A 26,241-nucleotide genomic window follows, 5' to 3' on the forward strand; every position below is an offset into this window, starting at 1 on the left:
TTAAAGCCTGCGGCGCTAGTCAAAGGTGCCGCAGGCTTTAAATTTGAAGCATTGCGCCCGACGCTCAACGCTGAACCCATAGCGCGAGGCAGACAGTAACGTGAGCGCGAGGGTTATGAACCTCGCATTTCCCTCCTTTCTTCTGGAAAACTAGGGGAGCAGCCCTTTGCCCCCGCCCCCCCACGCGCTACTAGGCCAACCGTGACTGCATCCATCATCATAGGCGAAGAATCGAACGGCAAAGCGGTGCCGATCGATATCGAAGAACTGCTGGCCACGCGCCTGTTGGTGCAGGGCAATTCGGGCTCGGGCAAATCGCATCTGCTGCGTCGTTTGCTGGAGGAATCCGCCCCGCTGGTGCAACAGGTCGTGGTTGATCCCGAGGGCGATTTCGTCACGCTGGCCGAACCGTTTGGCCATATCGTGGTGGACGGTGCGGCGTATAATACCAATGACTTGGTGCGCCTGGCCAATCGCGTTCGTCAACATCGCGCCAGTGTGGTTCTCGCCCTCGACGGGCTGGAGATCGAGGCGCAGATGCGTTGCGCTGCAACCTTTCTCAACGCTTTGTTCGATGCCCCGCGCGAGATCTGGTATCCCGCTCTGGTTGTGGTGGACGAGGCGCAGATGTTTGCCCCCGCTGCTGCGGGCGACGTGACGGATGAGGTGCGCCGCCTCTCGCTCTCGGCCATGACCAATCTGATGTGTCGCGGGCGCAAACGCGGCCTTGCGGGCATCATCGCCACCCAGCGTCTGGCCAAGCTGGCCAAGAATGTTGCCGCCGAGGCGTCAAACTTTCTGATGGGCCGCACCTTTCTCGACATTGACATGCAGCGCGCCGCCGACCTGTTGGGCATGGATCGACGCCAGGCCGAGACGATCCGCGATCTGCAACGCGGCCAGTTTCTCGCGCTTGGCCCTGCGATTACGCGGCGGCCTTTGTCGGTCCGCATCGGCGGGGTTAAAACGCGCAGTCAGGCGGTTTCCACCGGTCTGCTGCCTCCGCCCAGCGTGACAGGCGATGATCTCCACGCCTTGCTCCATGCCGCGCCCACCGCGGAGGAACTGGCGGCGGAGGAAACCCCGCTGCTGGCCGGTCTGCCTCGTCCGGATGCGGGCGAGTTGATGGAGCAGATCGGCGCCTATGTCATGGCCCCCGCGCCGGGCGAGGAACCGCTGGTCGATGACAGCGGGCCCAATCTGTTTTCCGCCGCCAGCGTGCCCGCGCCGCCCAGCCTGCCGCCTGATGAGGTGCAGGCAATCATGGCCGCAATCATGGAGGACATCACCGCCGAGCGTGATTGTACCTATCAGCCCATTTCGTCGCTGTTTCAGGATTTTACCACGCGCTGCCGGATGAAGAAGATTGGGCAGCACATTGGCGATGCCACTCAGTTCCGCCGCAGGTTCGCGCTGGCCGTGGCGGGAATCTATCGCCCTGCTGATGAGGAATGGGCACCATTGCTGCAACTGTCGCGCACTGTGCCCGACGATCTGCTGACGCCATTTCTGGTCATCGCCCGCGCCGCGATGGACGAGGCACCATGCCCCGATGATGAAGCACTGGCCCGCGCCTATGGCACCAGCTCGCCAGGACGCATCCGCCGATTGCTCGAACATTTGGAGAAATCCGGGCTAATCGTAGTCAAAACCGATTATAGCGGTCGTCGGTCGATCGGCATCCCCGATTTGGGCGTGTCGACGGCGGCGGTTTGAAGGTCAAACGCATGAATGCGAGGGTCTAGACCCTCGCGCTCCCGCTACTGTCTACGTTGCGCAATGGGTTCGGCGTCTGGTTTCGGACGCATCGGTGAAAAGTGAAAGCCTGCGGCGCCAATCATAGCGCCGCAGGCTTTCATTGTATGATCCACAAGCAAACCCTGCGAACCCAACTCTGTTAACGGGATTGCAAAGGGACCGAGTCCCTTTGCCCGCCGGAGGCCTAAAGCCCCCGATCCACCCTCAGCGACGACGCGCCTTCACATCCACATTTTCCCGCAGCGGATCGAACTGCGAAGCACCAGCGGCGGCAGGACGCGCGCGGCCGTGCTGTTCGCGGCGCTCGGCGCGGGCGCGGTCGCCTTCGCGCTGGGTGCGCGAACGCTGGCCATCGCGCGGGGTGTCGCGGCCCGCGTTGGGGCGACGGTCATTGTTGCGGCGGCCTTCCTCGCGGCGTCCACCATCTCGGCCACCATCACGGCGCCCACCGCCATCGCGGCGGCCTTCGCCCTGCGGGCGCGAGGCCTTGATCGCGCCATTGTCGCCGGTCCCGCGCTTGGCGGGGGCGGGCAGGCGCGAGGCTTCCTTCTGGAATTCGGGCGGCAGCGGCATCGGGGTCAGCTTCACGCCGGTCAGGCGCTCGATCCCGCGGATATAGGGGCGTTCGTCCTCGGCAATCAGGCTGATGGCGATGCCATCGGCGCCGGCGCGGGCGGTGCGGCCGATGCGGTGAACATATTGTTCGGCCACATTGGGGATTTCAAAATTGAACACATGCGAAACGCCCGAAACGTCGATCCCGCGCGCGGCAATGTCGGTGGCGACCAGCACTTTGACCGTGCCATCGCGGAAACCCTTGAGGGCGGCGGTGCGCTGCGACTGGCTCTTTTCGCCGTGGATGGCGGCGGCGGGAATGCCCGCAGGCGTCAGGAAGCGCACAACACGATCCGCGCCATGCTTGGTGCGGGTGAACACGATGGTGCGGTCGATGCGGTCGGCATCGCCTTCTTCCTTGGCCAGACCATCGCGCAGCAGGATCGTCAGCAGGGCCTGCTTTTCGGCCTGATTGATGAAGATCGAGCGCTGCTCAACGCGTTCGGCGGTGGTGGATTGCGGGGCCACCTCGACCTTGACGGGGTTCTGGATGAACTGCTTGCCCAATTGCTCGATCGCCTGCGGCATGGTGGCCGAAAAGAACAGGCTCTGGCGCTGGGGCGGCAACAGGCGGGCAACACGCTTCAGCGGCACGATAAAGCCCAGATCCATCATCTGGTCGGCTTCGTCCAGCACGAAGATTTCCACATCGCGCAGCGTCAGCGCGCGCTGGTCGATCAGGTCAAGCAGGCGGCCCGGCGTTGCCACCAGCACATCGCAGCCCGGCACCAGCGCGCGGGCCTGCTTGCCCGCCGGGATGCCGCCGAACACGCACTGGATATTCAGGCTGACATATTTGGCATATCCGCGCATGTTGTCGGCAATCTGGGCGGCCAGTTCGCGCGTGGGGCTGAGCACCAGCATGCGGCACGAGGCGGGCTTGCGCGGCTTGGGATCGTTGATCAGGCGGTGCAGCGAGGGCAGCGCGAAGGCCGCCGTCTTGCCCGTGCCGGTCTGGGCCAGACCCAGCAGGTCGCGCCCTTCGATCAGCGCGGGGATCGCCTGACGCTGGATCGGCGTGGGATCGTTATAGCCCTTGGCCTCCAACGCGCGCAGCAGGGGTTCGGCAAGGCCAAGTTCGGAAAAATAGGACATGGGAAACTTTCAAACAGGCTTCACAGCGCACACCAGCGTAAGCGGCGCGGCAAGCAGGTGGCTCAAAAAGCGCGACCCTGCGTGAGGAGGAAGCGAAAAACGGACTGCAAATCCGTGAGATCCGGGGCGGGCGGCCATAAATGGTTGCCCTCACGCTGCCCGGTCCTGCGCGCTGCCTCATGCTGCGCGCCGACTTGCTTGGCATTGGTCAATACAGCAACCGGATCACTTTGCCAAGTTTTTTGCGCATTGCAGCAAAATGTGCGCTCCAGATGCAAAAAAAAGGCCGGTTTGGCGACCGGCCCCCTTTATGCTCATTTTGCGTTGCTCAGGCCAGCTTCCATACCATCGGCACGGTCAGCGTGGTCGGCCCGGCGGGCGGGGCGGGCACGCGGCCGACCTTGGCGGGCACCGAAAGCGCTTCCTTGTCAAGGATCGCCGAGCCGGAGCCCGAGACGATCTCGGCCTTTTGCACCGCACCATCGGCGCCGATATAGACCTTCACCTTGGCGGTGCCTTCTTCGCCGCGCATCTGGGCGGTCGAGGGATAGGTCTGCTTGGCGGCAAACATGTTGGTAACCGAGCGGGTCCAATCCGAGGATTGGGCAAAGGCCGAAGTGCTGAAAAGAACAGCACCCGTCATGGCGAGCGACATTTTGGCAATGGTCTTGATCATGGGAGGCTTTCTCTTTCCAAAGTATTTTTGCGATGCAGCAGTTTTGCCGAAAATTGGATAAGAACAGGCTGCTTTTTATGCTTTTTGATGATTTGGGATGGTCTTAGGCATATTTACCGGTTCGTTTAGAATTCGGACCAGTCATCCTGGATTTTCAGAGCATTTGCCCCGACCGATGGCGCCGGACGGGCGGCGGGCGCGCTGCGGATCTCGCGAAGTGCCGGGGCGTTTGCTCTGGCGGACGCGCGCGTGGCGCTGGCGCGGCTCATCTCGAAACGCCGCAATTGTTCGACCAACCGCTGTGTTTCGCCCGAAAGACTGTGCGTGCTGGCGGTGCTTTCCTCGACCATCGAGGCATTCTGCTGGGTGAACTGATCCATCGAATTCATCATGGCCGAGATTTCCTCGACATTGGACGACTGTCTCTGCGCGGCCTCGGCGATCTGTTCGACCAGCTCGGAAATCTGCGAAACCTCACCTACGATCTGGCGCAACGCGTCGCCGCTGGCGCTGGCCAAAGCCACGCCCGTCGAGACCTGCTCGTTCGATGTGGTGATGAGCGCGCGAATGTCCTTGGCCGCATCGGCGCTGCGTTGGGCCAGGGCGCGGACCTCGTTGGCGACCACGGCAAAGCCCTTGCCCGCATCGCCCGCGCGGGCCGCTTCAACCCCGGCGTTCAGCGCCAGCAAGTTGGTCTGGAAGGCGATGCCGTCGATCACGCTGACAATCTCGGCCATTTCGCGGCTCGATGCCTCGATGGCCTGAAGTCCATGGACCGCCTGCTCGGCCTGCTGATCGGCGGCTTCGGCGGTCTGGCGCGCCACGGCAAGGCGGCCGCTGGTCTGGCGCGCGTTGTCGGCGGTCACGCGCACAGTGCCGCTGAATTCGTTGAGCGTGCGGCTGGTTTCGGCAATCGAGCTGGCCTGATGTTCGGTGCGGCGGGCAAGGTCGCCGCTGGCCGCCGCGATCTCGTCGGTGCCGCGGCGGATGGCATCGCAACCATCGACGATCTCGCGCATGACCCCGGCCAACTGGCTGACCGCCTCGTTGAAATTGACGTGGAGCTGGCCCAGACCGCCCGCGCCGTTCTCCGGCACGCGGTGCGTCAAATTGCCGCGCGCCAGTTCGGACAGGCCCGACCCGATGGCGTCGATGGTGATCTGGGTTTCGCGGGCGCGTTCCAGTTCGGCCTGGGTGCGCTGCTGATCGGCGGCGAACAGGGCCTTGAAACTGTCAAGCGCGCGGGCAAGGCTGCCCAACTCGTCCTGACGGGCCGTGGCGGGGATTTCGACATGCATGTCGCCGGTGACCAGCCTGCCGACGGCCTCGCTGATGCGGGAAAGGGGGCGGGCGATCGTGGTCATCATCAGACCCATCAGCCCCAACGCAACGGCCAGACCGGCCAACACCGCGCCGATGATGACCCGGCGCCCCTGATCATGGATCGCGGCCGAGCGGGCGGAGGCGGCATTGGCGCCCTTGGTGTTCAGGTCGATCAGGGCCAGCAGGTCATCCTCGACCGCATAGAAAGCGGTCAGGGAATCGCCGTCGAACATGGCCTTGGCGGCCGCCGCGTCGGTGTTCGACAGGTTCAGCAATTGCTCGTTCTGGCCCAGATAGGTCTGCCAATCGCCCTTCAGCTTGGCAAAGGCGGCCTTCTCTTCCGGGCTTTGACTCAATTTGGCAGCATCGTCCATGCGGGTGGCAATGGCGGCTTGCGCGGCGCGCATCAGCTTGGCCTGACGGGTCTTCATACCTTCGCTGCTGGCGCTGACATGCGCGCTCTGCTTGATCCGATATTGCGAGACGAAGGCATGAACATCGCCCAGCGCCTGCGAGCCGGGCAACCAGTGTTCGCGCAATTCGGTCGAGATCGCGTTGACCTCGCCCAGCTTGACCACGGCGAACGATCCCATTGCGGCCATGACCGCCAAGAGGATTGCAAAAGCGGCCAGAAACTTGGCCGAAATACCCATACGCAACAAGGCTGATCTCCCCAGCGTCATACATGATGAAGCAAGGCTATGCTTTTGCGCTTATTTCCTCAGGATTTGCCCGCATGGGTTGATCCGAAAACCTACTTAACGCGGTGGGCCAAAGTGAGAATTTCAGTTTACAATCGGGCGATGATTGCCGCGCGCCGCGCGCTGGGTTAGGGCAAGGAGCATGACTGCGACCATCACCATTCGCCCTGCCGCCGCCGCCGATGTTCCCGCGCTGGCCGCGCTCAAATTGCATTGCTTTCGCGAGACATTCGGGCCGACCGGCTTTGCCATTCCCTATCCGCCCGCCGATCTGGCCGTGTTCGAGGCGGATTCCTATGGCGAGGCCACCGTGGCGCGTGAACTGGCCGACCCCACGCATCGCACATGGGTGGCGCAGGACGGCGATGGCGCGCTGGTGGCCTATGTCCATGTCGGGCCCAGCAAATTGCCCCATCCCGAGCGCGCGGATGGCGATGGCGAACTTTATCAGCTCTATCTGCGCGCCGAAGTGCAGGGGGCAGGGCTGGGCAAGCAATTGCTCGACCTTGCGCTGGACGAATTGGCCTCATGGGGCCGTCCGATCTGGATCGGCGTGTGGCAGGGCAATCTGAAGGCCCAGCATGTCTATGCCGGGCGCGGGTTCGAGATTGTGGGCGAGTATAAATTCGCCGTGGGCGATTGGCGCGACGAAGAATTCATCATGCGCCGCAAATGAAAAAGGGCGGGGTTGTTGGCCCCGCCCTTTTCGCATCAGAACCCGCGGGCAACCCCCTCGCGGCGCGGATCGGCTCCGCCTTCATAGCCTTTGGCGCGGCGCACGATCACATGCAGCCCCGAATTCTCGCCCCTTGCGGTCTGCAACGGCAGACCCTTTGACGCCAGCGCATCGGCCAAGGGCGCGGGGAACACATCGGCGCTGAACATATCGCCACGCGCCACCAGATTGGGCAGGCTGATCGCATCCTGCGGCTTCATCCCCCAATCGAGCATACCGACAAGCGCCTTGATATTATAGGCGATGATCGAGGTGCCGCCCGGCGAGCCCACCGCCAGTTCGAAATTGCGCTGCGGCGTCAGCACGATGGCGGGCGCCATGCTGGAACGCGGACGCTTGCCCGGCGCGACGGCATTGGCGGCGGGGGCGCCATCGGGATCGTTGGTGCTGAAGGAGAAATCGGTGAGTTGATTGTTCAGGAAGAACCCATCGACCATCCGCCCCGAACCAAAGATGCTCTCCACCGTGGTGGTCATCGACACGACATTGCCCGCCGTATCCACGATCACCATATGCGTGGTGCCGCCCGGCTCATGCGTGGCGTCCTTGCCCACTTTGGGCGCATCCTTGGGCATGCCGAAGGTGACGGGCTGGATCGTCTCGCCGATCAGCTTGGCGCGCTCGGCAATGTAATCGGGCGCCAGCAGGCCGGCGGGAAAGGGCACAAAGGCCGGATCGCCCTCATATCGGTCACGGTCAGCATAGGCGAGGCGGCTTGCCTGCGCGATTTCCAGCCAGCCCATCGGGTCCTGCGCATTGCGCTTGGCAATGTCGGTATGGGCCAGCATACCCATCGCCTCCTGCACCGCCACGCCGCCCGAGGGCGCCTGCGGAGTGCAGATCAGGTGGGTGCGATAGGGCATGCACAGCCCTTCGGTCTTGCGCGGTTTGTAGGCGGCCAGATCGGCCAGCGTCATCGTGCTGGGCAGCGTGCCGCTGGTCACCTTGGCGACGATCTTTTCGGCCACCGGCCCCGTCAGCAGGCCCTTGGACCCTTGCGCGGCGATCCGGTCCAGCGTGGCGGCATAGGCCGTGTTCACGATATGCTCGCCCGCCTGATAGGGCGTGCCGTCTGCCTTGTGGAAATAGGCCTGCGCGTCCGCGCCTTTGGCCTGCGGAGCGTTGCTGACGATGGCGCGGGCCAGCTTGCCGGTCACTTCAAACCCGTTGCTGGCCAGTTTGTGCGCCTCGCCAAACAACTGGTTCCATTGCAGGCGGCCATGCTCTTTCTGGGCCATTTCGAGCATGGCGATCGCGCCGGGCACGCCCGTGGCGATCCCGCCCACCACGGCTACGGGGAAAGGCAGCAGTTTGCCGTCGGGGCCGTAGAACTGGCGCGGGCTGGCCCCCTTGGGCGCCACTTCGCGCCCGTCATAGGCCGTCACCTGCTTGGTCTTGGCATCGTAATAGAGCAGGAACGATCCGCCCCCAAGACCCGAGCTTTCCGGCTCCACCAGACCCAGCACAGCCTGAACCGCGACCGCTGCATCGACAGCGCTGCCGCCCTTTTGCAGAATGCGCAGACCCGTCTGAACCGCCAGCGGATTGGCCGCCGAGATCATCGCATGGGTGGCAAAACCGGCCTTGGCATCGCCCTTGGCCGGGGCAACGGTGATGGGAGCCGGGCGCGCTTGGGCCGCGAAGGGCAGAGCGCAAAGGGCAAGCGAGGCGGCGCCAAGGCGAAACAGCGCGCGGCAGGAAAGCATTACGGACAAGATGATACTCCGGGATTGTAATCCATGGGCATGGCCATGGACGATGGTGTTTGCGCTTTGGCGGCCAAAGTCAAAGGGGCTTTTTGCGGATGCCGATGAATTATCTTTCATCACCGCGCGCGTGATGCAGGGCCGGGCGAGAAAATCCTCCCTCGCGTCAAATGCAAACGAAGGGTTAACCAGCGATCCGTTAAGCTGTCTAGGCCATGCGATCACGCCCCACCCCCCGAGAGGCCATCCGAAGGCCACTGACCATGTCGGCCCGCTGCCGCCTGATGAGCGGGCTGCAGGACAGCGTTGTGGTCAGCGATCTTTCCACGCACGGCTGTCGCATTGCCACGCGCACGCTCTCGCTGGCGGTAGGCACGCGGGTCATGCTCAAGCTGGACGGGTTGGAGGCGATCAGTTGCACCGTGCGCTGGGTTGAAAGCGGCCAGTGCGGTTTGCAGTTTGAACGGCCGATCTATGAACCGGTTGTCGAGCACCTGTGCCGCCTGCATCTGCAAAAGAGCGGCGAGGTGCAGGATTATCGCGCCCGCACGCGCGGCGTTTGCGCAGGGTGATGTTTAGCCGCGCAGCGCTGCGCTGAGGGGAAGGGCGGTGATCGGATAGCCCAGCCCTTCAGGGATCGTCAGGCATTCCTCGCCTTCACGCATTGCGCGCAGGGCGCTGATCGGCGCGACAGGATGGGCTTCGGCATTGGCGCGCGCCTGGGCAAAATCGGCAAATTGGGCCAGTCGGTGCAGATTGAGCATGGTGGGCAGAATGATTTTCAATCTGCCCTGCGCCGCGCCATTCAGGCTCTCTTGCGCGCTGGCCCAGAAAAGGCGGCTGTTTTCCGTGGCATCCACGGCCAGATCGACCGCGCCCGTGCCGATGTTGGCCAAATAAAAGCGAGTGTCAAATCCTCCGACACTCTGCCGCAGCCAGCGGGCAAAGGGCGTCAGCGCCGCCAGATCGAGCGCCAGATCAAGGCGGGAGAGGACTTCGCCCATCGCCCCGCCCGATTGCAAAATTGCCCGCGCCGCCGCCGCTTCATCCATGTTCAACTTGCGCGTAAAGCCCAGACCCAGCCCGGTTTCCTCCAGCGTTTCGCGGATCGCGGCGATGCGCGCGGCGGCATCGATCGGGTCCGCTTCCTTCAGGCTTTGCGCCAGTTCCATGTCCTGCGGATCGACCTTGCCTCCGGGAAAAACTGTAGCTCCGGCAGCAAAGCGCATCGCCTGCGACCGTTCGACCATCAGCAATTCAGGCGGATTATGCGCGCTGCTCTGGCGAAAAATGACCAAGGTGGCCGCAGGGCGCAGGTTAAAGGGCGGGCTGGAATCCATGCGCTGTTGATAGGCCGCGATCATCGCTTGGCAAGAGGTGTCGGGGAATTTGACAGAACGCGAGGCGGGGCAGCTGTGCCGTCGAAGAAAAGTAGCTGAAATCGGGCGTTTTTTGAAAATGGCATGGGCCATGCATTACCAATTGGACTGATGGCAGTCTCGAATAGAGGCGGGCTGCTTCCCGGTCTCCGCGGTCCCGCCTCAATCCCGGTTCGAGCACAAAGGTGGGGTCGGTCTTCCCAGTCTCCCGACCCCACCATTTCCCAAACGAAAGGGCCGCCTCCCCATCGGGAAGCGGCCCTTTTGCTGTCAGCAGGCAGCGCGCTTAGGCGACCAGGCCGTTCTGCTTAAGCAGGGCCTGAAGCTCGCCCGCTTCATACATTTCCATCATGATGTCGCTGCCGCCCAGAAACTCGCCCTTCACATAGAGCTGGGGGATCGTGGGCCAATCGGAATAGGCCTTGATGCCCTGACGGATCTCCATATCCTGAAGCACGTCAACCGTATGATAGGTCGCGCCCAGATGCTCAAGGATCGCAATGGCGCGGCTGGAAAAACCGCATTGCGGGAACAGCGCGGTACCCTTCATGAACAGCACGATGTCATTCGTGTTCACAATATCGGCGATGCGGGTCTGGACGTCGGACATGGCTTGAAACTTTCTGCAACCAAACGGGGGGAAACAGGCCCTTCTTGCGAAGGAAAACTGTTTCGTCAATCGCTCAGGTGGGGATGCCGGTGGTCAGTTGCAAGGCATGAAGTTCGCCCCCCATGCGATCGCCCAAGGCGGCAAACACGGCCTTATGCTGGGCAATGCGCGGCTTTCCGGCAAAGCTGGGCGAGGTGACATGCGCGGCATAATGGTCGCCATCCCCGGCAAGATCGGTGATCGTCACCTCGGCATCGGGAATGGCGGCGCGAATCAGCGCTTCGATCTGGTCGGCGGGCATGGGCATCGGGGGTGTCCTGTCAAAAAGGGCGCGCGGCCTTTATGCCCCGCGCCCGGAAATGGGGGTCAGACCTGACCCATCATTGCGCGGCGGGCCTCGGCTTCCTTGGCCTTGAGCGCGGTGCGCACCTCGGCTTCATCGGCATCGACGCCCGCGCTGACCAAATCGCCAAGCAACTTGCGCACTACATCCTCGTCGCCCGCTTCCTCGAAATCGGCCTGCACCACCGATTTGGCATAGGCTTCGGTTTCCGCCGGAGACAGGCCCATCCGTTCGGCGGCCCAGGTTCCCAACAGGCGGTTGCGGCGCGCGTGGATGCGAAACTCCAGCTCTTCGTCATGGGCAAACTTGGCTTCTTCGCCGCGCTCGCGATCTTGAAAGCTGGTCATGGTAGCGTCTCCCGCATGGTTTTGAAGGTGTCTGGTTTTTTGCAATGGATGGCGCAATGTGGCGCGTTTTGCGCCCGCCGTCCATAACGCGATGCAGTTCGCGCGCCAATGTATATGTGTCGCAGCGGCGGCGGTTCAATCCCCCGATTTGGCGCGTCCTCCGCTGCGACAGGACTTTTTAAGCATGTCGGCAGCGGATGATCTTTGCGCTCGCTCAAAAACGGAGAACCTATGCATTGAAAAACGAAAAAATATTCTTGTGCTCAGGCCGCCGATGCTGTGGCCAGAAACGGCAGGTCGGCCGCGATCTTCGCCTCGTGCTGCTTGATCGCCGCATCGCGCGACAGCGTCAGGCCCACTTCGTCCAGCCCGCCCAGCAGGCAGTGCTTGCGGAAGGGGTCGATTTCAAAGTGGAAGCGATCCTGAAACGGCGTGGTCACGGTCTGGCTTTCCAGATCGATGTCGATCGGCTGATCCACCGCGACTTCCAGCAGGCGATCAACCGCTTCCTGCGGCAAGACCACCGTCAGGATGCCGTTCTTGAACGCATTGCCCGAGAAGATGTCGGAAAAGCTGGGCGCGATGACGCAGGTGATGCCCATGTCGAGCAAGGCCCATGCGGCATGTTCGCGGCTGGAGCCGCAGCCGAAATTGTCGCCCGCGATCAGGATCGGTGCGCCCTTGTTGCGCTCGGTGTCGAAAATATTGCCTTCCTCGGCCCGGATCGCTTCAAACGCGCCCTTGCCAAGCCCCTCGCGGGTGATCGTTTTAAGCCAATGGGCCGGAATGATAACGTCGGTATCGACATTCTTGGCGCCAAACGGGATCGCCGTGCCGGCCACGTGGTTGATCGGTTTCATCGGGAAATGTCTTTCGGATCAGTCGGTTTCAGGCGCATTTTCAGGATGAGCCGGAGCATCGGTCGGCTTGGGTTTGCGGCGGCTGTTGAAAATCAGCGCGGCGGCCAGCGCGGCCGAACCAATCGCTGCGGCCCCGGCAATGGTCGCCACCCCGGCCCAGCTCGAACGCTCGCCCAATACCTTCTTTTCGATCTCTTCGCTCATCCCATCGCCCTTTCAAGTTCAAGGCAAATTCAGGCCAGAAATTTAAGCCAAAAATTCGCGCGCATCGGTCAGCTTGCCCGTGACCGCCGCCGCCGCCGCCATCGCGGGGGAAACCAGATGCGTGCGCGCACCCGGACCCTGACGGCCCACGAAATTGCGGTTCGAGGTGCTGGCGCAACGCTCGCCCGACGGCACCTTGTCCGGGTTCATCGCCAGACAGGCCGAGCAGCCCGGCTCGCGCCATTCAAGGCCCGCCTCGATAAAGATCTTGTCCAGACCCTCGGCCTCGGCCTGCTCCTTGACCAGACCCGAGCCCGGCACGACAATCGCCCAGCGCACATTGTCGGCCTTGCGGCGGCCCTTCACAATGGCGGCGGCGGCGCGCATGTCCTCGATGCGGCTGTTGGTGCAGGAACCGATGAACACGTTCTGCACCTCGACATCGGTCATCTTCTGACCCGGCGTCAGGCCCATATAGGCAAGGCTCTTGCGCGCGGCTTCCTGCTTGCTGGGATCAGCAAAGCTTTCCGGCGCGGGCACAATGCCGCCAATCGCCACGGTGTCCTCGGGGCTGGTGCCCCATGTCACGGTGGGGGCGATGTCGGCGGCATCGATCACCACGACCTTGTCATAGGTCGCGCCCGGATCAGTGGCCAGGCTCTTCCACCAGGCCACGGCCTTGTCCCAATCGGCGCCCTTGGGCGCATAGGGGCGGCCCTGCACATAGGCGAAGGTCTTTTCGTCCGGCGCGATCAGGCCGGCGCGCGCGCCATGCTCAATTGCCATGTTCGAGACCGTCAGGCGGCCTTCGATCGACAGGCCGCGAATGGCCGAGCCGGTGTATTCAATCACATAGCCCGTGCCGCCGCTGGCGCCCAGTGTGCCGCAGATGTGCAGCACCAAATCCTTGGCCGTCACGCCCGCGCCCAGTTCGCCCTCAACGCGCACTTCCATCGTCTTGGAACGCTTGAGCTGCAGCGTCTGCGTGGCCAGCACATGCTCAACTTCGGACGTGCCGATGCCAAAGGCCAGCGCGCCCAGACCGCCGTGGCAGGCCGTGTGCGAATCGCCGCAGACAATCGTCGCGCCGGGCAGCGAGAAGCCCTGTTCCGGGCCGACAACATGGACGATGCCCTGTTCGCGATCCGCATCGCCAATCAGGCGGATGCCGAATTCAGGCGCGTTGATTTCCAGCGCGGCCAATTGCTGCGCGCTTTGCGGGTCTTTGATGGCAATACGACGTCCGGCCGCATCGCGGCGCGCGGTGGTGGGCAAATTATGATCGGGCACGGCCAGCGTAAGGTCCGGGCGGCGCACCTTGCGCCCCGCGGCGCGCAGCGCCTCGAAAGCCTGCGGACTGGTCACCTCATGAACAAGGTGTCGGTCAATCCAGATCAGGCTGGTGCCATCCTCGCGGGATTCCACAGTGTGGGCATCCCAGATCTTTTCGTAGAGCGTCTTGGGTCCGGTCATAGTGAAACCGACCTAGGCATGGGGGGCGGCAAAAACAAGAGGCGAATGCCCGCAGCATGGACATTCGGGCCAGTGGCGCATTTGTTCTTTGCGCTTTATAGGAGGCGTCATGAGTCATTTCGCCGCCATCGCTATCGTCATTGCCACCTTCTTTGCCATGGAGGGGGTCGCCTGGACCTCGCATAAATATATCATGCATGGCTGGGGCTGGGGCTGGCACCGCGATCATCATGAGCGCCATGACCGGCTGCTGGAAAAGAACGACCTCTATGCCATTTTCGGCGCGGGGATGAGCATCTCGGCCTTCGCCATCGGCAGCCCGCTGATCATGGGCGCCCATGCGTGGGAGCCGGGGACGTGGATTGGCCTTGGCATCCTGTGCTATGGCATTGTTTATACGCTGATCCATGACGGCCTCGTTCATCAGCGCTATTTCCATTACGTCCCGCGCGGCGGCTATGCCAAACGGCTGGTGCAGGCGCACCGGCTGCATCACGCCACGGTGGGCAAGGAGGGCGGGGTATCCTTCGGTTTCGTCATCGCCCGCGATCCGGCCGCGCTAAAGCGCGATCTGGCCGAGCAGCGTAAAGCGGGAATCGCCGTGCTGCGCGAGGCCGAGGAGGTCTGAAACCGTATTTAATGCCCATGCCATTTGCGCTTTGGGCTGGGCTTTGCAAAAGAGGGCCAGATTTGCAAAGCGGTCGTGAAGGGAGAGGCCATGGTGAAACAGCGCTTTCGCGCCACGTCCTATGACGTTGCAGAAGCAGCAGGCGTGAGCCAGTCCACCGTCTCGCGCGCCTTGAGCGGCGACCCCATCGTCGCGGCGGCTACGCGGGAACGCATTCTGGAGGCGGCGAGGCAGCTTAATTATCACATCGATTCCTCCGCCTCGCGCATGCGCAGCGGGCGTTTGAACACGATTGCCGTGGTGGTGATCTGTCCCGAGGATGAGGACGTGCGCGCGTTCAACCCGTTCCATTACGCGCTGCTGGGCGGGATTTGCGCGGCGGCCTCGGCGCGGGGCATGGAAACCATCGTTTCGTTTCAGGGCGCGCCCGACCGGCTGGACGATCATTTCGAACGCAGCCGTCGCGCCATCGGCATGATCGTGTTCGGCACCAGCGAGAATCGCGCCGCGTGGGACTATTTTCAGGCCTCAGCCGATGATGGCTGCCATGTCGTGTGCTGGGGCGCGCCTGCGCCTGCGCATGAATTGCCATGGGTGCGCGCCGACAATCACGGCGGCGCGCGGGCGGCGGTCGAACATCTGCTCGACCATGGCTATCGCCGCATCGTCTATGTCGGCGAGGCCGATTGCCCGCAGCGGCAATTTGCCGAACGCTATGACGCCTATGCCGAAACGCTTCAGGCCGCCGGACTTGCGCCGCGCATCATGACGCTGGAGCCGGGCCATTCGCGCCATGAACAAGGGCGGCGGGCGGCGGCGGCCTTGCTGGAGGCAGGCGAGCCTTTCGACGGGCTGTTCACCGCCTGTGATGATATTGCGCTGGGTGCCATGGCTTTGCTTGAGGAGCGCGGGATCAGTGTGCCGGGGGATGTCGGCGTGGTGGGCTTTGACGGCGTGAAGGCGGGGCAATTCAGCGTGCCGCCGCTCACCACCATCGAGCCGGATTTTGCAGTGGCCGGTAAAGCGCTGGTCGATCGCCTTCAGGCCTTGGTCGATGGCGAGGAAGGGCCACAAGATCGCGTGCCGGTGCGCCTTGTTGTGCGCGGCAGCGCTTTGGGGCGGGTCGCCGCGCCCGCCTGATTGACCTGACGCCACAAAAAAGGGCGGGAAAGCGCAATGCCTTCCCGCCCCTTTTTTGCCCTTGGCAGGCCGATCACATATGGATCGGCTTGCCCAGCACAGCCATCGCGGCTTCCTTGATCGCTTCCGAATGGGTCGGGTGAGCGTGGCAAGTATAAGCGATGTCTTCGCTCTTGGCGCCAAATTCCATGGCCTGCGCGGCCTGTGCGATCATGGTGCCTGCCACGCTGGCAATGCACCACACGCCCAGAACGCGGTCGGTCGCGGCGTCGGCAATGACCTTGACGAAGCCGTCCGGCTCGCGGTTGGTCTTGGCGCGGCTGTTGGCCAGCATGGGGAACTTGCCGACCTTGATGGGGCCGCGTTCCTTGGCGGCTTCCTCGGTCAGGCCTACGCCCGCGAATTCCGGCGTCGTGTAAACCACGCCCGGGATCACGTCATGGTTCACAATACCGGTCAGGCCCGCGATGTTTTCCGCCACCGCAATGCCTTCGTCCTCGGCCTTGTGCGCCAGCATCGGGCCGGGGATCACGTCGCCAATCGCCCACACGCCGTCAACAGCGGTGCGGAAATCGTGGTCGGTTTCGATCTGGCCGCGCGCATTGAGCGCCAGACCGATGTTTTCCAGACCCAGACCGTCGACATTGGGACGGCGACCGATGGCCACCAGCACGCAATCGGCTTCCAGCGTCGATGCTTCGCCGCCCGCAGCAGGTTCGAGGGTGAGGGTGGCCTTGCCGCCTTCAACGATAGCGCCCGTGACCTTCGTCGAAAGCTTGAGCTCCATGCCCTGCTTCTTGAAGATCTTAGCCGCTTCCTTGCGCACTTCGCCGTCCATGCCGGGCAGCAACTGGTCAAGGAATTCGACCACGGTGACCTTGGCGCCCAGACGGCGCCACACCGAGCCAAGCTCCAGACCGATCACGCCGCCGCCGATGACGACGAGGTGGCTGGGCACGCGGTCGAGCGCGAGAGCGCCGGTCGAGTCCACGATGATGCCCGCGTCATTGTCCACCGGCACGGTGGGCAGCGGCGTCACCGACGAACCGGTGGCGATCACGATATGCTTGGCGGTGACGGTTTCGCCGCCAACTTCAACCGTGTGGGCGTCCTTGAACTTGGCGTAGCCCTTCTTCCAGTCGACCTTGTTCTTCTTGAAGAGGAACTCGATGCCGCCGGTCAATTCCTTGACGGCGGTAGCCTTTTCGCCTTGCAGCACGGGCAGGTCGAGCTCGACCGGGCCGGTCTTGACGCCAAACTTGGCCAGCGTGCCATGCGCGGCTTCCTCGAACAGCTCCGAGCCATGCAGCAGAGCCTTGGAAGGAATGCAGCCCACGTTGAGGCAGGTGCCGCCCAGCGTGGCGCGACCCTCGGCGCAGGCGACCTTCATGCCCAACTGCGCCGCGCGGATTGCCGCGACATAACCACCGGGACCAGCGCCGATGACGAGGACGTCGTAATTGTATTCAGCCATTGTTCTGTCCCCTATCCGATCAAAGGTCGATCAGCAGACGCGTGGGATCCTCGATCGCTTCCTTGATGGTCTTGAGCGCCGTCACGGCTTCGCGACCGTCGATGATGCGGTGGTCATAGGACAGGGCGATATACATCATCGGGCGGATCACGATCTGACCATTGCGGACCACCGGGCGGTCCTCGATACGGTGCAGGCCAAGCACGGCCGACTGGGGCGGGTTGATGATCGGGGTCGACATCAGACCGCCGAACACGCCGCCATTCGAGATGGTGAACGTGCCGCCCGTCATGTCGGCCATGGTCAGCGAACCTTCCTTGGCCTTCTTGCCATAGTCGGCAATCGCCTTTTCGATACCCGCAAACGACATCTTGTCGACATCGCGCACCACCGGCACGACCAGGCCGTTCGGGGCCGAAACGGCGACCGAAATATCGACATAGTCGTGATAGACGATTTCATCGCCCTGGATCTGGGCGTTGACCGCCGGGATGTCCTTGAGCGCCAGCACCGAAGCCTTCGCAAAGAAGGACATGAAGCCCAGCTTCACGCCATGCTTCTTTTCGAACGAGTCCTTGAAGCGGTTGCGCGCTTCCATCACCGCCGACATATCAACGTCGTTGAAGGTGGTGAGCAGAGCGGCATTTTCCTGCGCGCTCTTCAGACGCTTGGCGATGGTCTGACGCAGACGGGTCATCTTGACGCGCTCTTCGCGACGCTCGTTGGCAGGCGCGGCAACCGCGGCCGGAACCGTCGGCGCGCCGCTGGCGGCCTTGGTCTGAGCCGCCGCCACCACGTCTTCCTTGGTGATGCGGCCATCCTTGCCGGTGCCCTTGATGGTGGCCGGGTCGATGCCATATTCCAGCACCGCGCGGCGAACCGCCGGGCTCAGAACCGCCGGATCGCTGCTCTCGGCCGCCGCCGGGGCCGCCACCACAGGGGCAGGGGCCACAGCCGCAGCAACCGGAGCCGCCGCCTTGGGCGCAGCAGCAGCGGCCGCGCCTTCTTCGATCACGGCGATGATCGCGCTGACCGTCACCGTGTCGCCGACGGCGGCAAGCTGCTGGCCGAGCACGCCCGCGACGGGCGCATTGACTTCGATCGCGACCTTGTCGGTTTCGAGGCTGGCAATGGGTTCGTCCAGAGCGACCGCTTCGCCCGGCTGCTTGAGCCACTGGCCGATCGTGGCCTCGCTCACCGATTCACCCAGAGTGGGGACTTTGACTTCCGTGGACATGACTTGCTTATCCTAGAGAAATTGGGAGGAGAGCGAGGGGTTAGCCCTTTTGCTGACGGCGGATTTCGGTGCGGGCCGAAAGACCCAGCGCGTCGGCCACCAGAGCGCCTTGTTCAAGCGTGTGGCGCTTGGCGCTGCCCGTGGCGGGCGAGGCCGAAGCGTGACGACCCGCATAGCGAGCGCGCGACACCTTGGCCTTGGCATTGGCCAGCGCTTCCTCGATCAGCGGTTCGACAAAGAACCAGGAACCGTTGTTCTTGGGTTCTTCCTGACACCAGACGACCTCTTCCAGATTGGGCATCTTGGCCAGACGTTCGCGCAGCGGTTCGCCGGGGAAGGGGTAGATCTGCTCGATACGGATGATCTGCGTATCCTTGATCTCGTTCTTGTCGCGCGATTCGAACAGATCGTAGGCAACCTTGCCCGAACACAGGATCACGCGGCGCGTATCCTTGTCGGCGGCGCCGTTGATGTCCGAGAGAATGCGCATGAAGTGACCTTCACCCACAAATTCCTCGGCGTTCGACTTGGCCAGAGGATGACGCAGCAGGCTCTTCGGGCTCATGATGATGAGCGGCTTGCGGAAGCTGCGGTGCATCTGGCGACGCAGGACGTGGAAGTAGTTGGCCGGGCTGGTGATGTTGCACACCTGCATGTTGTCTTCGGCGCAGAGCTGGAGATAGCGCTCCAGACGGGCCGACGAGTGCTCCGGACCCTGACCTTCATAGCCATGCGGCAGCAGCAGCACGAGACCATTGGCGCGCAGCCACTTCGATTCCGAAGAAGCGATGTACTGGTCGATCACGATCTGGGCGCCATTGGCGAAGTCGCCAAACTGGCCTTCCCACAGGACGAGCGTCTTGGGGTCGGCGCTGGCATAGCCATATTCATAGCCCAGCACGCCATATTCCGAGAGCGGGCTGTCATAGACTTCAAAGAAGCCATGCGGCACGGTCTTGAGCGGGACGTACTTTTCTTCGTTGGTCTGATCGACCCAGACGGCATGGCGATGGCTGAAGGTGCCGCGCCCGCAATCCTGACCCGACAGACGGACCGAATAGCCCTCCGAGAGCAGCGAGCCAAAGGCCAGCGCCTCGGCCGTGGCCCAGTCAAAGCCCTGACCCGAGCTGAACATTTCGCGCTTGGCATCCAGCACGCGGCCCAGCGTCTTGTGGATCGTCAGATCGCCCGGAACCGAGGTCAGCGTGCGGCCAAGGCTGTCGAACAGCTTTTGCTCGATGCCGGTCGGCACGTTGCGGCGCGCGCTTTCGGGGTCCATCGGCTGGTTGAAACCGCTCCAGCGGCCACCGAACCAGTCGGCCTGATTGGCCTTATAGGTCTTGGCGGCGTCGAAGTGCTCTTCCAGATGGGCGTTGAAGGCGGCAACCTGTTCGCCAAGGAAACCGGCCGGGATCACGCCCTCGCGCTGCAGACGCTCAGCATAGAGCTCCGAGACGGGCTTATGCGCGCGGATCTTCTGATACATCAGCGGCTGGGTGAAACCGGGCTCGTCGCCTTCGTTGTGGCCAAAGCGGCGATAGCACCACATGTCGATCACGATGTCGCGGCCAAAGGTCTGGCGATAGTCGATCGCCAGCTTGCACGCGAAGGTCACAGCTTCCGGATCATCGCCATTGACGTGCAGCACGGGGCACTGAATGCCCTTGGCCACGTCCGACGGATATGGCGAGCCACGCGAGAACTGCGGGCTGGTGGTGAAGCCGATCTGGTTGTTGATGATGAAGTGGATGCAACCGCCGGTGTTGTAACCCTTCACGCCCGAAAGGCCGAAGCATTCCCAAACGATGCCCTGACCGGCGAATGCCGCGTCACCGTGGATCAGAACCGGCAGCACCTGCTTGTGCTTGGCGCCCGGCCCGATGTCGGTGCCGATGTCGTCGCGGATCTGCTGATAGGCGCGAACCTTGCCCAGAACGATGGGGTCCACCGTTTCAAGGTGCGAAGGGTTCGGCATCAGGCTCATGTGAACCTTGATCCCGTCGAAATCGCGGTCGGTGCTGGTGCCAAGGTGATACTTGACGTCGCCCGAGCCGCCCACGTCTTCGGGATTGGCGGTGCCGCCCGAAAATTCGTGGAAGATCACCTTGTAAGGCTTGGCCATCACGTTGGCCAACACGTTCAGGCGGCCGCGGTGGGCCATGCCGTACACGATTTCCTTCACGCCCAACTGGCCGCCATACTTGATGACAGCTTCGAGGGCAGGGATCATCGACTCGCCGCCATCAAGGCCAAAGCGCTTGGTGCCGACATACTTCTTGCCGCAGAACTTTTCCCACTGCTCGCCGCGAACCACGGCGCCCAGAATGGCCTTCTTGCCCTCGGCGGAAAATTCGATGTGCTTGTCGGCGCCTTCCATGCGGTCCTGCAGGAAGCGGCGTTCCTCCACATCGGTGATGTGCATGTATTCAAGGCCGACCTTGCCGCAATAGTTTGCGCGCAGGATGGCGACCAGTTCGCGCACCGTGGCCCATTGCAGGCCCATCGTGCCGCCAAGGTAAATCTTGCGATCCAGCGCGGCGCCGGTGAAACCGTAATATTCCGGCGTCATATCGGCGGGCAGATCGGAATGGTGAAGCCCGAGCGGATCGAGGTCGGCGGCCAGATGGCCACGCACGCGATAGGTGCGGATCAACATGATCGCGCGCAGCGTGTCGTTGGCGGCTTCTTCGATCGCGGCTTCGCTCACCGGCGCACCGGCCTTTTTCGCCGCCGCCTTGATCCCTTCCCTCAGCGTGGTGGGGTCGAGCGCGCGGGTCAGCTCGTCCTCCGCTGCGCCGCCCACTTGCGGCCAGTTGCGTCGCTGCCAGCTAGGCCCGGGCTGCGGCCCGTCCTGTGCTGGGTCGGAAAGAAAATCTTGGCTTTCGCTACCCATGGCTTCACCTATTTTCGCACCGGCGCGTTATGGCGCTGGTGGGGGTTTATTGTGGCGGCTGGTTCCGAAAGAGCCTCTGGCCCCGGGGAGGAATGGCCGGCACATGGCATTCTTCTAACACCGGGCGGGGTTAACCTTGGCTGGCCAACCACGCCCGGTATTGAACTTAATTTCAGCCCTTCAGCGCTTCGGCGAGGGTTTCGCCGAGCAGGCTGGGGCTGGCCGAGACGCGGATGCCGGCGGCTTCCATCGCGGCGATCTTGCTTTCCGCATCGCCCTTGCCGCCCGACACGATCGCGCCGGCGTGGCCCATGCGGCGGCCCGGAGGCGCCGTGCGGCCCGCGATGAAGCCGGCCATCGGCTTCTTGCGGCCCTTCTTGGCTTCGTCGATCAGGAACTGCGCGGCCTGTTCTTCCGCATCGCCGCCGATTTCGCCGATCATGATGATCGACTTGGTGGCTTCGTCGGCCAGGAACAGTTCGAGCACGTCGATGAAGTTGGTGCCGTTGACCGGGTCGCCGCCGATGCCGACTGCGGTGGTCTGGCCCAGGCCGATGTTGGTGGTCTGGAACACCGCTTCATAGGTCAGCGTGCCCGAGCGCGAGACCACGCCGACGGAGCCTTCCTTGAAGATCGAACCGGGCATGATGCCGATCTTGCACTGGTTCGGCGTCAGCACGCCGGGGCAGTTCGGGCCGATCAGGCGCGACTTCGAACCCGAGAGGGCGCGCTTCACGCGGACCATGTCGGCCACGGGGATGCCTTCGGTGATCGCGACGATCAGCTCGATTTCAGCGTCGATGGCTTCGAGGATCGAGTCGGCGGCGAATGGCGGCGGAACGTAGATGACCGAAGCGGTCGCGCCCGAAACGGCCTTGGCTTCGGCAACCGTGTCCCAGATGGGCAGGTTGGTGTCGGCATGGATCGTGCCGCCCTTGCCGGGGGTGACGCCGCCAACCATCTGCGTGCCATAGGCCAGCGCCTGCTGCGTGTGGAAAGTGCCGGTCTTGCCGGTCATCCCCTGGGTGATGACCTTGGTATTCTTGTCAATCAGGATCGACATGGGATTCTCCGAGATGGGGAGGAGGTCGTCTTATCATGCAGGCCCCGGCGCGGCGCCGGGGCCTGTTTCATTGGTTTCAGGCCAGCGAGGGGTCGATGCCCTTGCACGCCACCAGCAGTTCCTTCACCGCCTCGACCGAGACGTTCAGGTTGGCCTGGGCTTCTTCGTCCAGCTCGATCTCGATGACCTTTTCCACGCCGCCGGCGCCGATCATGACCGGAACGCCCACATAAAGGTCGTTCACGCCATATTCGCCGTTCACATAGGCGGCCGAAGGCAGGATGCGCTTCTGGTCATTGAGATAGGCTTCGGCCATGGCGATCGCCGAGGCGGCCGGAGCATAGAAAGCCGAACCGGTCTTGAGCAGGCCGACGATCTCGCCGCCGCCCGAACGGGTGCGGGCCACGATGGCGTCGATCTTTTCCTGGGTCGAGAGGCCCATCTTGATCAGGTCGGGAACGGGGATGCCGTTGACGGTCGAATACTGCACCACCGGCACCATCGTGTCGCCGTGGCCGCCCAGCACGAAGGTGTTCACGTCGCGCACCGACACGCCAAATTCCCAGGCGAGGAACGTGGTGAAGCGGGCCGAGTCGAGCACGCCGGCCATGCCGACAACCTTGTTCGCGGGGAGCCCTGAGAATTCGCGCAGAGCCCAGACCATCGCGTCGAGCGGGTTGGTGATGCAGATCACGAAAGCGTCGGGGCAGTTGTTCTTGATGCCTTCGCCGACAGCCTTCATCACCTTGAGGTTGATGCCGAGCAGGTCGTCGCGGCTCATGCCGGGCTTGCGCGGGACGCCCGCGGTGACGATCACCACATCGGCGCCGGCCAGATCGGCATAATCATTCGTACCAGTGATCTTGGCGTCAAAGCCTTCGACCGGGCCGCACTGCGACAGGTCAAGAGCCTTGCCCTGAGGCACGCCATCGACAACGTCGAACAGGACGATGTCGCCCAGTTCCTTCTGCGCTGCCAGATGAGCGAGCGTGCCGCCGATGTTGCCGGCGCCGATCAGGGCAATCTTCTTGCGAGCCATGAACCAATCCTTCCCTACTTGCGGGGCTTCCCCTTGGCCGAAATGTGGCCGCAGGATAGCGAGTGTTTCACCGACCATCATACGCAGTCCCGCAAGCGCGCAGGTGGCCCTTAACCGAATTGGGGGTGGCCCTATTCCTGTCTTTGCCGCATTGCAAGGCGGGAAAAGCATATCAGACGAAAGAGTTTGCGCGACTAATTCGCAATAGCGGAAAGGCTTGGCGCTATAACCGATATGGCAATAAAAATGGTATAACTAAGCCATTTTCGGTTTGGCATACGTAACCATGCTGGATGAACAGCTGTTCAGCCGTGCCTGCGCAGCAGCGGCGACTCATGTTGAGGAGTCGCAGGGGGGCTGTCGATCCCGATCCGACGACGCTCCTGAGCCAGCAGCATTGCGGCCAGATAGTCGGGCACCGCGCGGCTGAAATACCACCCCTGACCCAGCGTGCAGCCGGTGTCGCGCACCGCCTGCACCTGCTCCAGCGTTTCCAGCCCCTCGGCCACGATTTCCATCCCCAGCGTCTTGCCCATCGCCGCCACGGCGCAAATGATCGCGTGGCTGGTGGTCCCGGCGCTCAGGCCCGAGATGAAGCTGCGGTCGATCTTGATCTTCTTGAAGGGGTAACGATCCAGATAACCGAGGGACGAATAGCCGGTGCCGAAATCGTCCAGCGCAAATCGCACACCGGCCCCGGCCAGTTCATTGATGAAGGCCGAGGTATTGGGGCTGTGGTCAAGCAGCGTGGTTTCGGTAATTTCCAGTTCCAGTCGGCTGGGCGCCAGTTTGGCCTCGCGCAAGGCATTGAGAATGCCCAGCGCCGCGCCCGGCGCCCGGATCTGGAGCGGGGAGAGGTTGACCGCCAGCGTCACATCCTCCGGCCATTCGGCGGCGACGCGCGCCGCCTTGGCGGTGATCCAGTTGCCCAGCGTGATGATCGCCCCGCTTTCCTCGGCCACGGGGATGAATTCGTCCGGCCGCAATTCGCCCTTTTCCGGATGGAACCAGCGCACCAGCGCCTCAAACGCGCGGATACGCCCGGTTTCCAGATCGACCAGCGGCTGGAAATGGACCGAAAGCTCATCGCGCTGCAGGGCGAGGCGCAGTTCGGCCTCGATTTCCTTGCGGCGGATCAGATCGCGCGTCATCGCCGGATTGAAGCTGACGATCTGCTTGCGCCCATTCAGCTTGGCGTGGTTGAGCGCCAGATCGGCCCCCTGCAGCACAGCCTCAAGATCGGTGCCATGTTCGGGCAGGATCGCGATGCCGATCGAGCAGCCGATTTCCAGCCGATCATCATCAATGCGTATGGGGCGCAGGATGTCGGTCAGGATCGTGTCGGCCACGCCCTGAATCTCGTTATCGGACGCCGCTTCAAAGGCGATGATGAACTCGTCTCCGCCAAAACGGCCGATACCCGCGCCGACCGGGGCGCTGCGGCGCAGGCGCGCGGCCACCTCGACCAGACAGCGGTCGCCCACCTGATGGCCCAGCGTGTCGTTGATTTCCTTGAACCGGTCCAGATCCAGCCACAGGATCGCCAGTTTGTTGCCATCCGGGATTGCCACGAGGCGTTCGACCAGATGGTGATTGAGCCCTGCACGGTTCAGCAATCCGGTAACAATATCCGTGCGCGCCAGATGCTGCATCTTTTCGGCAAGGCGTTGGCTGGTTTCGGCGCTGGCAATCGAATCGCGCAGGGTGCGGAACACATTGAGCGTGATCGACATCATCGCGGGCAGAACGAGGAACAGCGTGAAAGCCAGCAGCCTGCTGGCGAGGTCCTGCTGAACCCCGGCAGCGAAGATGACGGGCAACAGCGCCAGCGCCAACTGACCGATGGCAATCGCCGGGCGTCCGGCGTTTCTTGCGGCAATGCCCACCGAATAGGCAATCGCATTGCCCACCATCAGCGTGCGCACCGGCCCCGGTACGGGATGGAAAAAAGTCAGGGCCGCGATCATCCCGGCCATGATCGAATAGGAAAACGCGCCCAATTCATAAATGACTTCAAGCGCATGCGCCCGGTGGGCCAGCCATCGCGGCAGCACGGTCGCGCTGGCCACGCGCATCAGCGCGATGGCCGACATGATCCACGCCGCGATGGTAATTTCGCGGTTGCCCGATTCAATCGCGGCGGTCGCGCTGGTCAGAATCCCGCACAAGGCGCCGATCGCCAGAGACGACGGTTGCGTATAGAGCGTGGTGACCAGAATGGCTCTTGCCCGGTCATCAGCAGCATGGGTTTTAAACAAAACCCGCAACGTGTCTAAGAAAGGGCGGATCGGACAACTCCCGTTGGATAGCGGTAAGCTAGGGGAGAACTCGTCACAGAATGGTTAACGGCAGGCGCGAAAGTTCAATATTTGTCGTATTTATACAAAAATCGCGCCGCCACCACCGCCATGCCGGGCCCCTCAGTCAGGCCCCCCAGTCCAGTCCCTCAGTCAGGCGAGGCCAGCGTTTCAAAATCCTCCACCGAACGATGCGCCAAACTCAGCCGGTTGGCCATTTGCCGGTCGAGCTTGCGGCAAATGCCCAGCCAGTGGCGATATTGATCACGGTCGCCTTCGAAAAAGGCGCGCAGGGCGATGTTGCGCGCGCGTTCGGCCGCGCCAAGCCCGTGGCGGGCGAAATGTTGCAGGGCGCTTTGCAGCAAGGTGTCGGTTTCGGCGCCGTTCTCGTGATCATTGGCCGGCGCGCGCAGTCGGGGGCGGCGCAACACGCGCGCCACAGCGCCGCATTCACCCGCACCGGCGGCTGCAAATCGGATCGACATGCCTGAAAATCCCTCAATCTCGATTGAATATCAGCACTGGTCTAGCACAAGGGGGCTAAGCCTTTGTGATTTGCCGTGGTTATCATATCCCTGCCGTCGATTAACCGCGTTTGCACCCATCTTGGACATTCCGGGCGCTAAAATGGCTCTATTTTCGCC

General features: G+C 63.0%; 23 protein-coding genes. 5 read left to right on the plus strand and 18 right to left on the minus strand.

The annotated features are described in order from the left end of the window. Positions 1 to 201 precede the first annotated feature (201 nt). Entirely contained in the window at positions 202 to 1,716 is a 1,515-nt protein-coding gene (locus PQ467_RS09090) for an ATP-binding protein (protein WP_274173124.1), read from the plus strand. A gap of 246 nt (positions 1,717 to 1,962) precedes the next feature. Here the strand turns inward: PQ467_RS09090 and PQ467_RS09095 are convergent, their stop codons facing one another. The 3 genes from PQ467_RS09095 to PQ467_RS09105 all read right to left on the minus strand — a co-directional run bounded on the left by PQ467_RS09095 (position 1,963) and on the right by PQ467_RS09105 (position 6,120). After that, positions 1,963 to 3,468 (minus strand): DEAD/DEAH box helicase, encoded by a 1,506-nt coding sequence (locus tag PQ467_RS09095; protein WP_274173125.1) that lies wholly within the window; start codon positions 3,466 to 3,468, stop codon positions 1,963 to 1,965. A 328-nt stretch (positions 3,469 to 3,796) separates the two neighbouring features. Next, the gene (locus PQ467_RS09100) at positions 3,797 to 4,144 is read right to left on the minus strand and encodes an energy transducer TonB (RefSeq protein WP_274173126.1); all 348 of its coding nucleotides are present in this window, start codon (positions 4,142 to 4,144) and stop codon (positions 3,797 to 3,799) included. A gap of 125 nt (positions 4,145 to 4,269) precedes the next feature. Further along, the gene (locus PQ467_RS09105; RefSeq protein WP_274176117.1) at positions 4,270 to 6,120 is read right to left on the minus strand and encodes a methyl-accepting chemotaxis protein; all 1,851 of its coding nucleotides are present in this window, start codon (positions 6,118 to 6,120) and stop codon (positions 4,270 to 4,272) included. Between the two features lie 190 nt (positions 6,121 to 6,310). On the opposite strand from PQ467_RS09105, the gene PQ467_RS09110 reads away from it, so the two are divergent. Continuing rightward, positions 6,311 to 6,844: a GNAT family N-acetyltransferase gene (locus PQ467_RS09110; RefSeq protein ID WP_274173127.1), complete on the plus strand. Its 534-nt coding sequence runs from the start codon at positions 6,311 to 6,313 to the stop codon at positions 6,842 to 6,844. A gap of 35 nt (positions 6,845 to 6,879) precedes the next feature. Here PQ467_RS09110 and PQ467_RS09115 read toward each other — a convergent pair whose 3' ends face one another. Then, complete coding sequence (locus PQ467_RS09115) at positions 6,880 to 8,610, minus strand: gamma-glutamyltransferase family protein (RefSeq protein WP_274176118.1); 1,731 nt, start codon at positions 8,608 to 8,610, stop codon at positions 6,880 to 6,882. Between the two features lie 215 nt (positions 8,611 to 8,825). On the opposite strand from PQ467_RS09115, the gene PQ467_RS09120 reads away from it, so the two are divergent. Then, complete coding sequence (locus PQ467_RS09120) at positions 8,826 to 9,182, plus strand: PilZ domain-containing protein (protein ID WP_274173128.1); 357 nt, start codon at positions 8,826 to 8,828, stop codon at positions 9,180 to 9,182. 3 nt (positions 9,183 to 9,185) lie between these two features. Here the strand turns inward: PQ467_RS09120 and PQ467_RS09125 are convergent, their stop codons facing one another. The 7 genes from PQ467_RS09125 to leuC form a co-directional block, all read right to left on the minus strand. After that, positions 9,186 to 9,950, minus strand: coding sequence for an NUDIX domain-containing protein (locus PQ467_RS09125; RefSeq protein WP_274173129.1), 765 nt, complete (start codon positions 9,948 to 9,950; stop codon positions 9,186 to 9,188). A gap of 325 nt (positions 9,951 to 10,275) precedes the next feature. Further along, positions 10,276 to 10,599, minus strand: coding sequence for a Grx4 family monothiol glutaredoxin (gene grxD, locus PQ467_RS09130; protein ID WP_273616562.1), 324 nt, complete (start codon positions 10,597 to 10,599; stop codon positions 10,276 to 10,278). A gap of 73 nt (positions 10,600 to 10,672) precedes the next feature. Beyond that, positions 10,673 to 10,906, minus strand: coding sequence for a BolA/IbaG family iron-sulfur metabolism protein (locus PQ467_RS09135; RefSeq protein ID WP_168604485.1), 234 nt, complete (start codon positions 10,904 to 10,906; stop codon positions 10,673 to 10,675). 59 nt (positions 10,907 to 10,965) lie between these two features. Continuing rightward, on the minus strand, positions 10,966 to 11,289 hold the full coding sequence (locus PQ467_RS09140; RefSeq protein WP_274173131.1) for a DUF1476 domain-containing protein: 324 nt from the start codon (positions 11,287 to 11,289) through the stop codon (positions 10,966 to 10,968). 263 nt (positions 11,290 to 11,552) lie between these two features. After that, positions 11,553 to 12,149 carry a 3-isopropylmalate dehydratase small subunit gene (gene leuD, locus PQ467_RS09145; protein WP_274173132.1) on the minus strand — a complete coding sequence of 199 codons (597 nt, stop codon included), beginning with the start codon at positions 12,147 to 12,149 and terminating at the stop codon, positions 11,553 to 11,555. A gap of 18 nt (positions 12,150 to 12,167) precedes the next feature. Continuing rightward, positions 12,168 to 12,353: a hypothetical protein gene (locus PQ467_RS09150; protein WP_274173133.1), complete on the minus strand. Its 186-nt coding sequence runs from the start codon at positions 12,351 to 12,353 to the stop codon at positions 12,168 to 12,170. Between the two features lie 42 nt (positions 12,354 to 12,395). Beyond that, positions 12,396 to 13,826: a 3-isopropylmalate dehydratase large subunit gene (gene leuC / locus PQ467_RS09155; RefSeq protein ID WP_274173134.1), complete on the minus strand. Its 1,431-nt coding sequence runs from the start codon at positions 13,824 to 13,826 to the stop codon at positions 12,396 to 12,398. A gap of 109 nt (positions 13,827 to 13,935) precedes the next feature. On the opposite strand from leuC, the gene PQ467_RS09160 reads away from it, so the two are divergent. Together PQ467_RS09160 and PQ467_RS09165 are read left to right on the plus strand one after the other, a co-directional pair. Further along, positions 13,936 to 14,454, plus strand: coding sequence for a sterol desaturase family protein (locus PQ467_RS09160; RefSeq protein WP_274173135.1), 519 nt, complete (start codon positions 13,936 to 13,938; stop codon positions 14,452 to 14,454). A gap of 90 nt (positions 14,455 to 14,544) precedes the next feature. Further along, on the plus strand, positions 14,545 to 15,594 hold the full coding sequence (locus tag PQ467_RS09165) for a LacI family DNA-binding transcriptional regulator (protein ID WP_274173136.1): 1,050 nt from the start codon (positions 14,545 to 14,547) through the stop codon (positions 15,592 to 15,594). A 73-nt stretch (positions 15,595 to 15,667) separates the two neighbouring features. On the opposite strand, the gene lpdA is transcribed toward PQ467_RS09165, so the two are convergent. The 7 genes from lpdA to PQ467_RS09200 all read right to left on the minus strand — a co-directional run bounded on the left by lpdA (position 15,668) and on the right by PQ467_RS09200 (position 26,082). Beyond that, positions 15,668 to 17,068, minus strand: coding sequence for a dihydrolipoyl dehydrogenase (lpdA, locus tag PQ467_RS09170; protein ID WP_274173137.1), 1,401 nt, complete (start codon positions 17,066 to 17,068; stop codon positions 15,668 to 15,670). Positions 17,069 to 17,087: 19 nt separating this feature from the next. Continuing rightward, positions 17,088 to 18,305: a 2-oxoglutarate dehydrogenase complex dihydrolipoyllysine-residue succinyltransferase gene (gene odhB / locus PQ467_RS09175; RefSeq protein ID WP_274173138.1), complete on the minus strand. Its 1,218-nt coding sequence runs from the start codon at positions 18,303 to 18,305 to the stop codon at positions 17,088 to 17,090. 40 nt (positions 18,306 to 18,345) lie between these two features. Beyond that, positions 18,346 to 21,198 carry a 2-oxoglutarate dehydrogenase E1 component gene (locus PQ467_RS09180; protein ID WP_274173139.1) on the minus strand — a complete coding sequence of 951 codons (2,853 nt, stop codon included), beginning with the start codon at positions 21,196 to 21,198 and terminating at the stop codon, positions 18,346 to 18,348. A gap of 172 nt (positions 21,199 to 21,370) precedes the next feature. Then, entirely contained in the window at positions 21,371 to 22,261 is an 891-nt protein-coding gene (sucD, locus tag PQ467_RS09185; RefSeq protein WP_274173140.1) for a succinate--CoA ligase subunit alpha, read from the minus strand. Positions 22,262 to 22,337: 76 nt separating this feature from the next. Beyond that, positions 22,338 to 23,300, minus strand: a complete 963-nt coding sequence (gene mdh / locus PQ467_RS09190; protein ID WP_274173141.1) for a malate dehydrogenase — start codon at positions 23,298 to 23,300, stop codon at positions 22,338 to 22,340. A gap of 305 nt (positions 23,301 to 23,605) precedes the next feature. Beyond that, entirely contained in the window at positions 23,606 to 25,558 is a 1,953-nt protein-coding gene (locus PQ467_RS09195) for a putative bifunctional diguanylate cyclase/phosphodiesterase (protein ID WP_274173142.1), read from the minus strand. Between the two features lie 188 nt (positions 25,559 to 25,746). Beyond that, positions 25,747 to 26,082 (minus strand): hypothetical protein, encoded by a 336-nt coding sequence (locus tag PQ467_RS09200; protein WP_274173143.1) that lies wholly within the window; start codon positions 26,080 to 26,082, stop codon positions 25,747 to 25,749. Positions 26,083 to 26,241: the final 159 nt, after the last annotated feature.

It is taken from the genome of Novosphingobium sp. KACC 22771 (assembly GCF_028736195.1).
In the GTDB taxonomy this organism is placed as follows: Bacteria; Pseudomonadota; Alphaproteobacteria; order Sphingomonadales; family Sphingomonadaceae; genus Novosphingobium.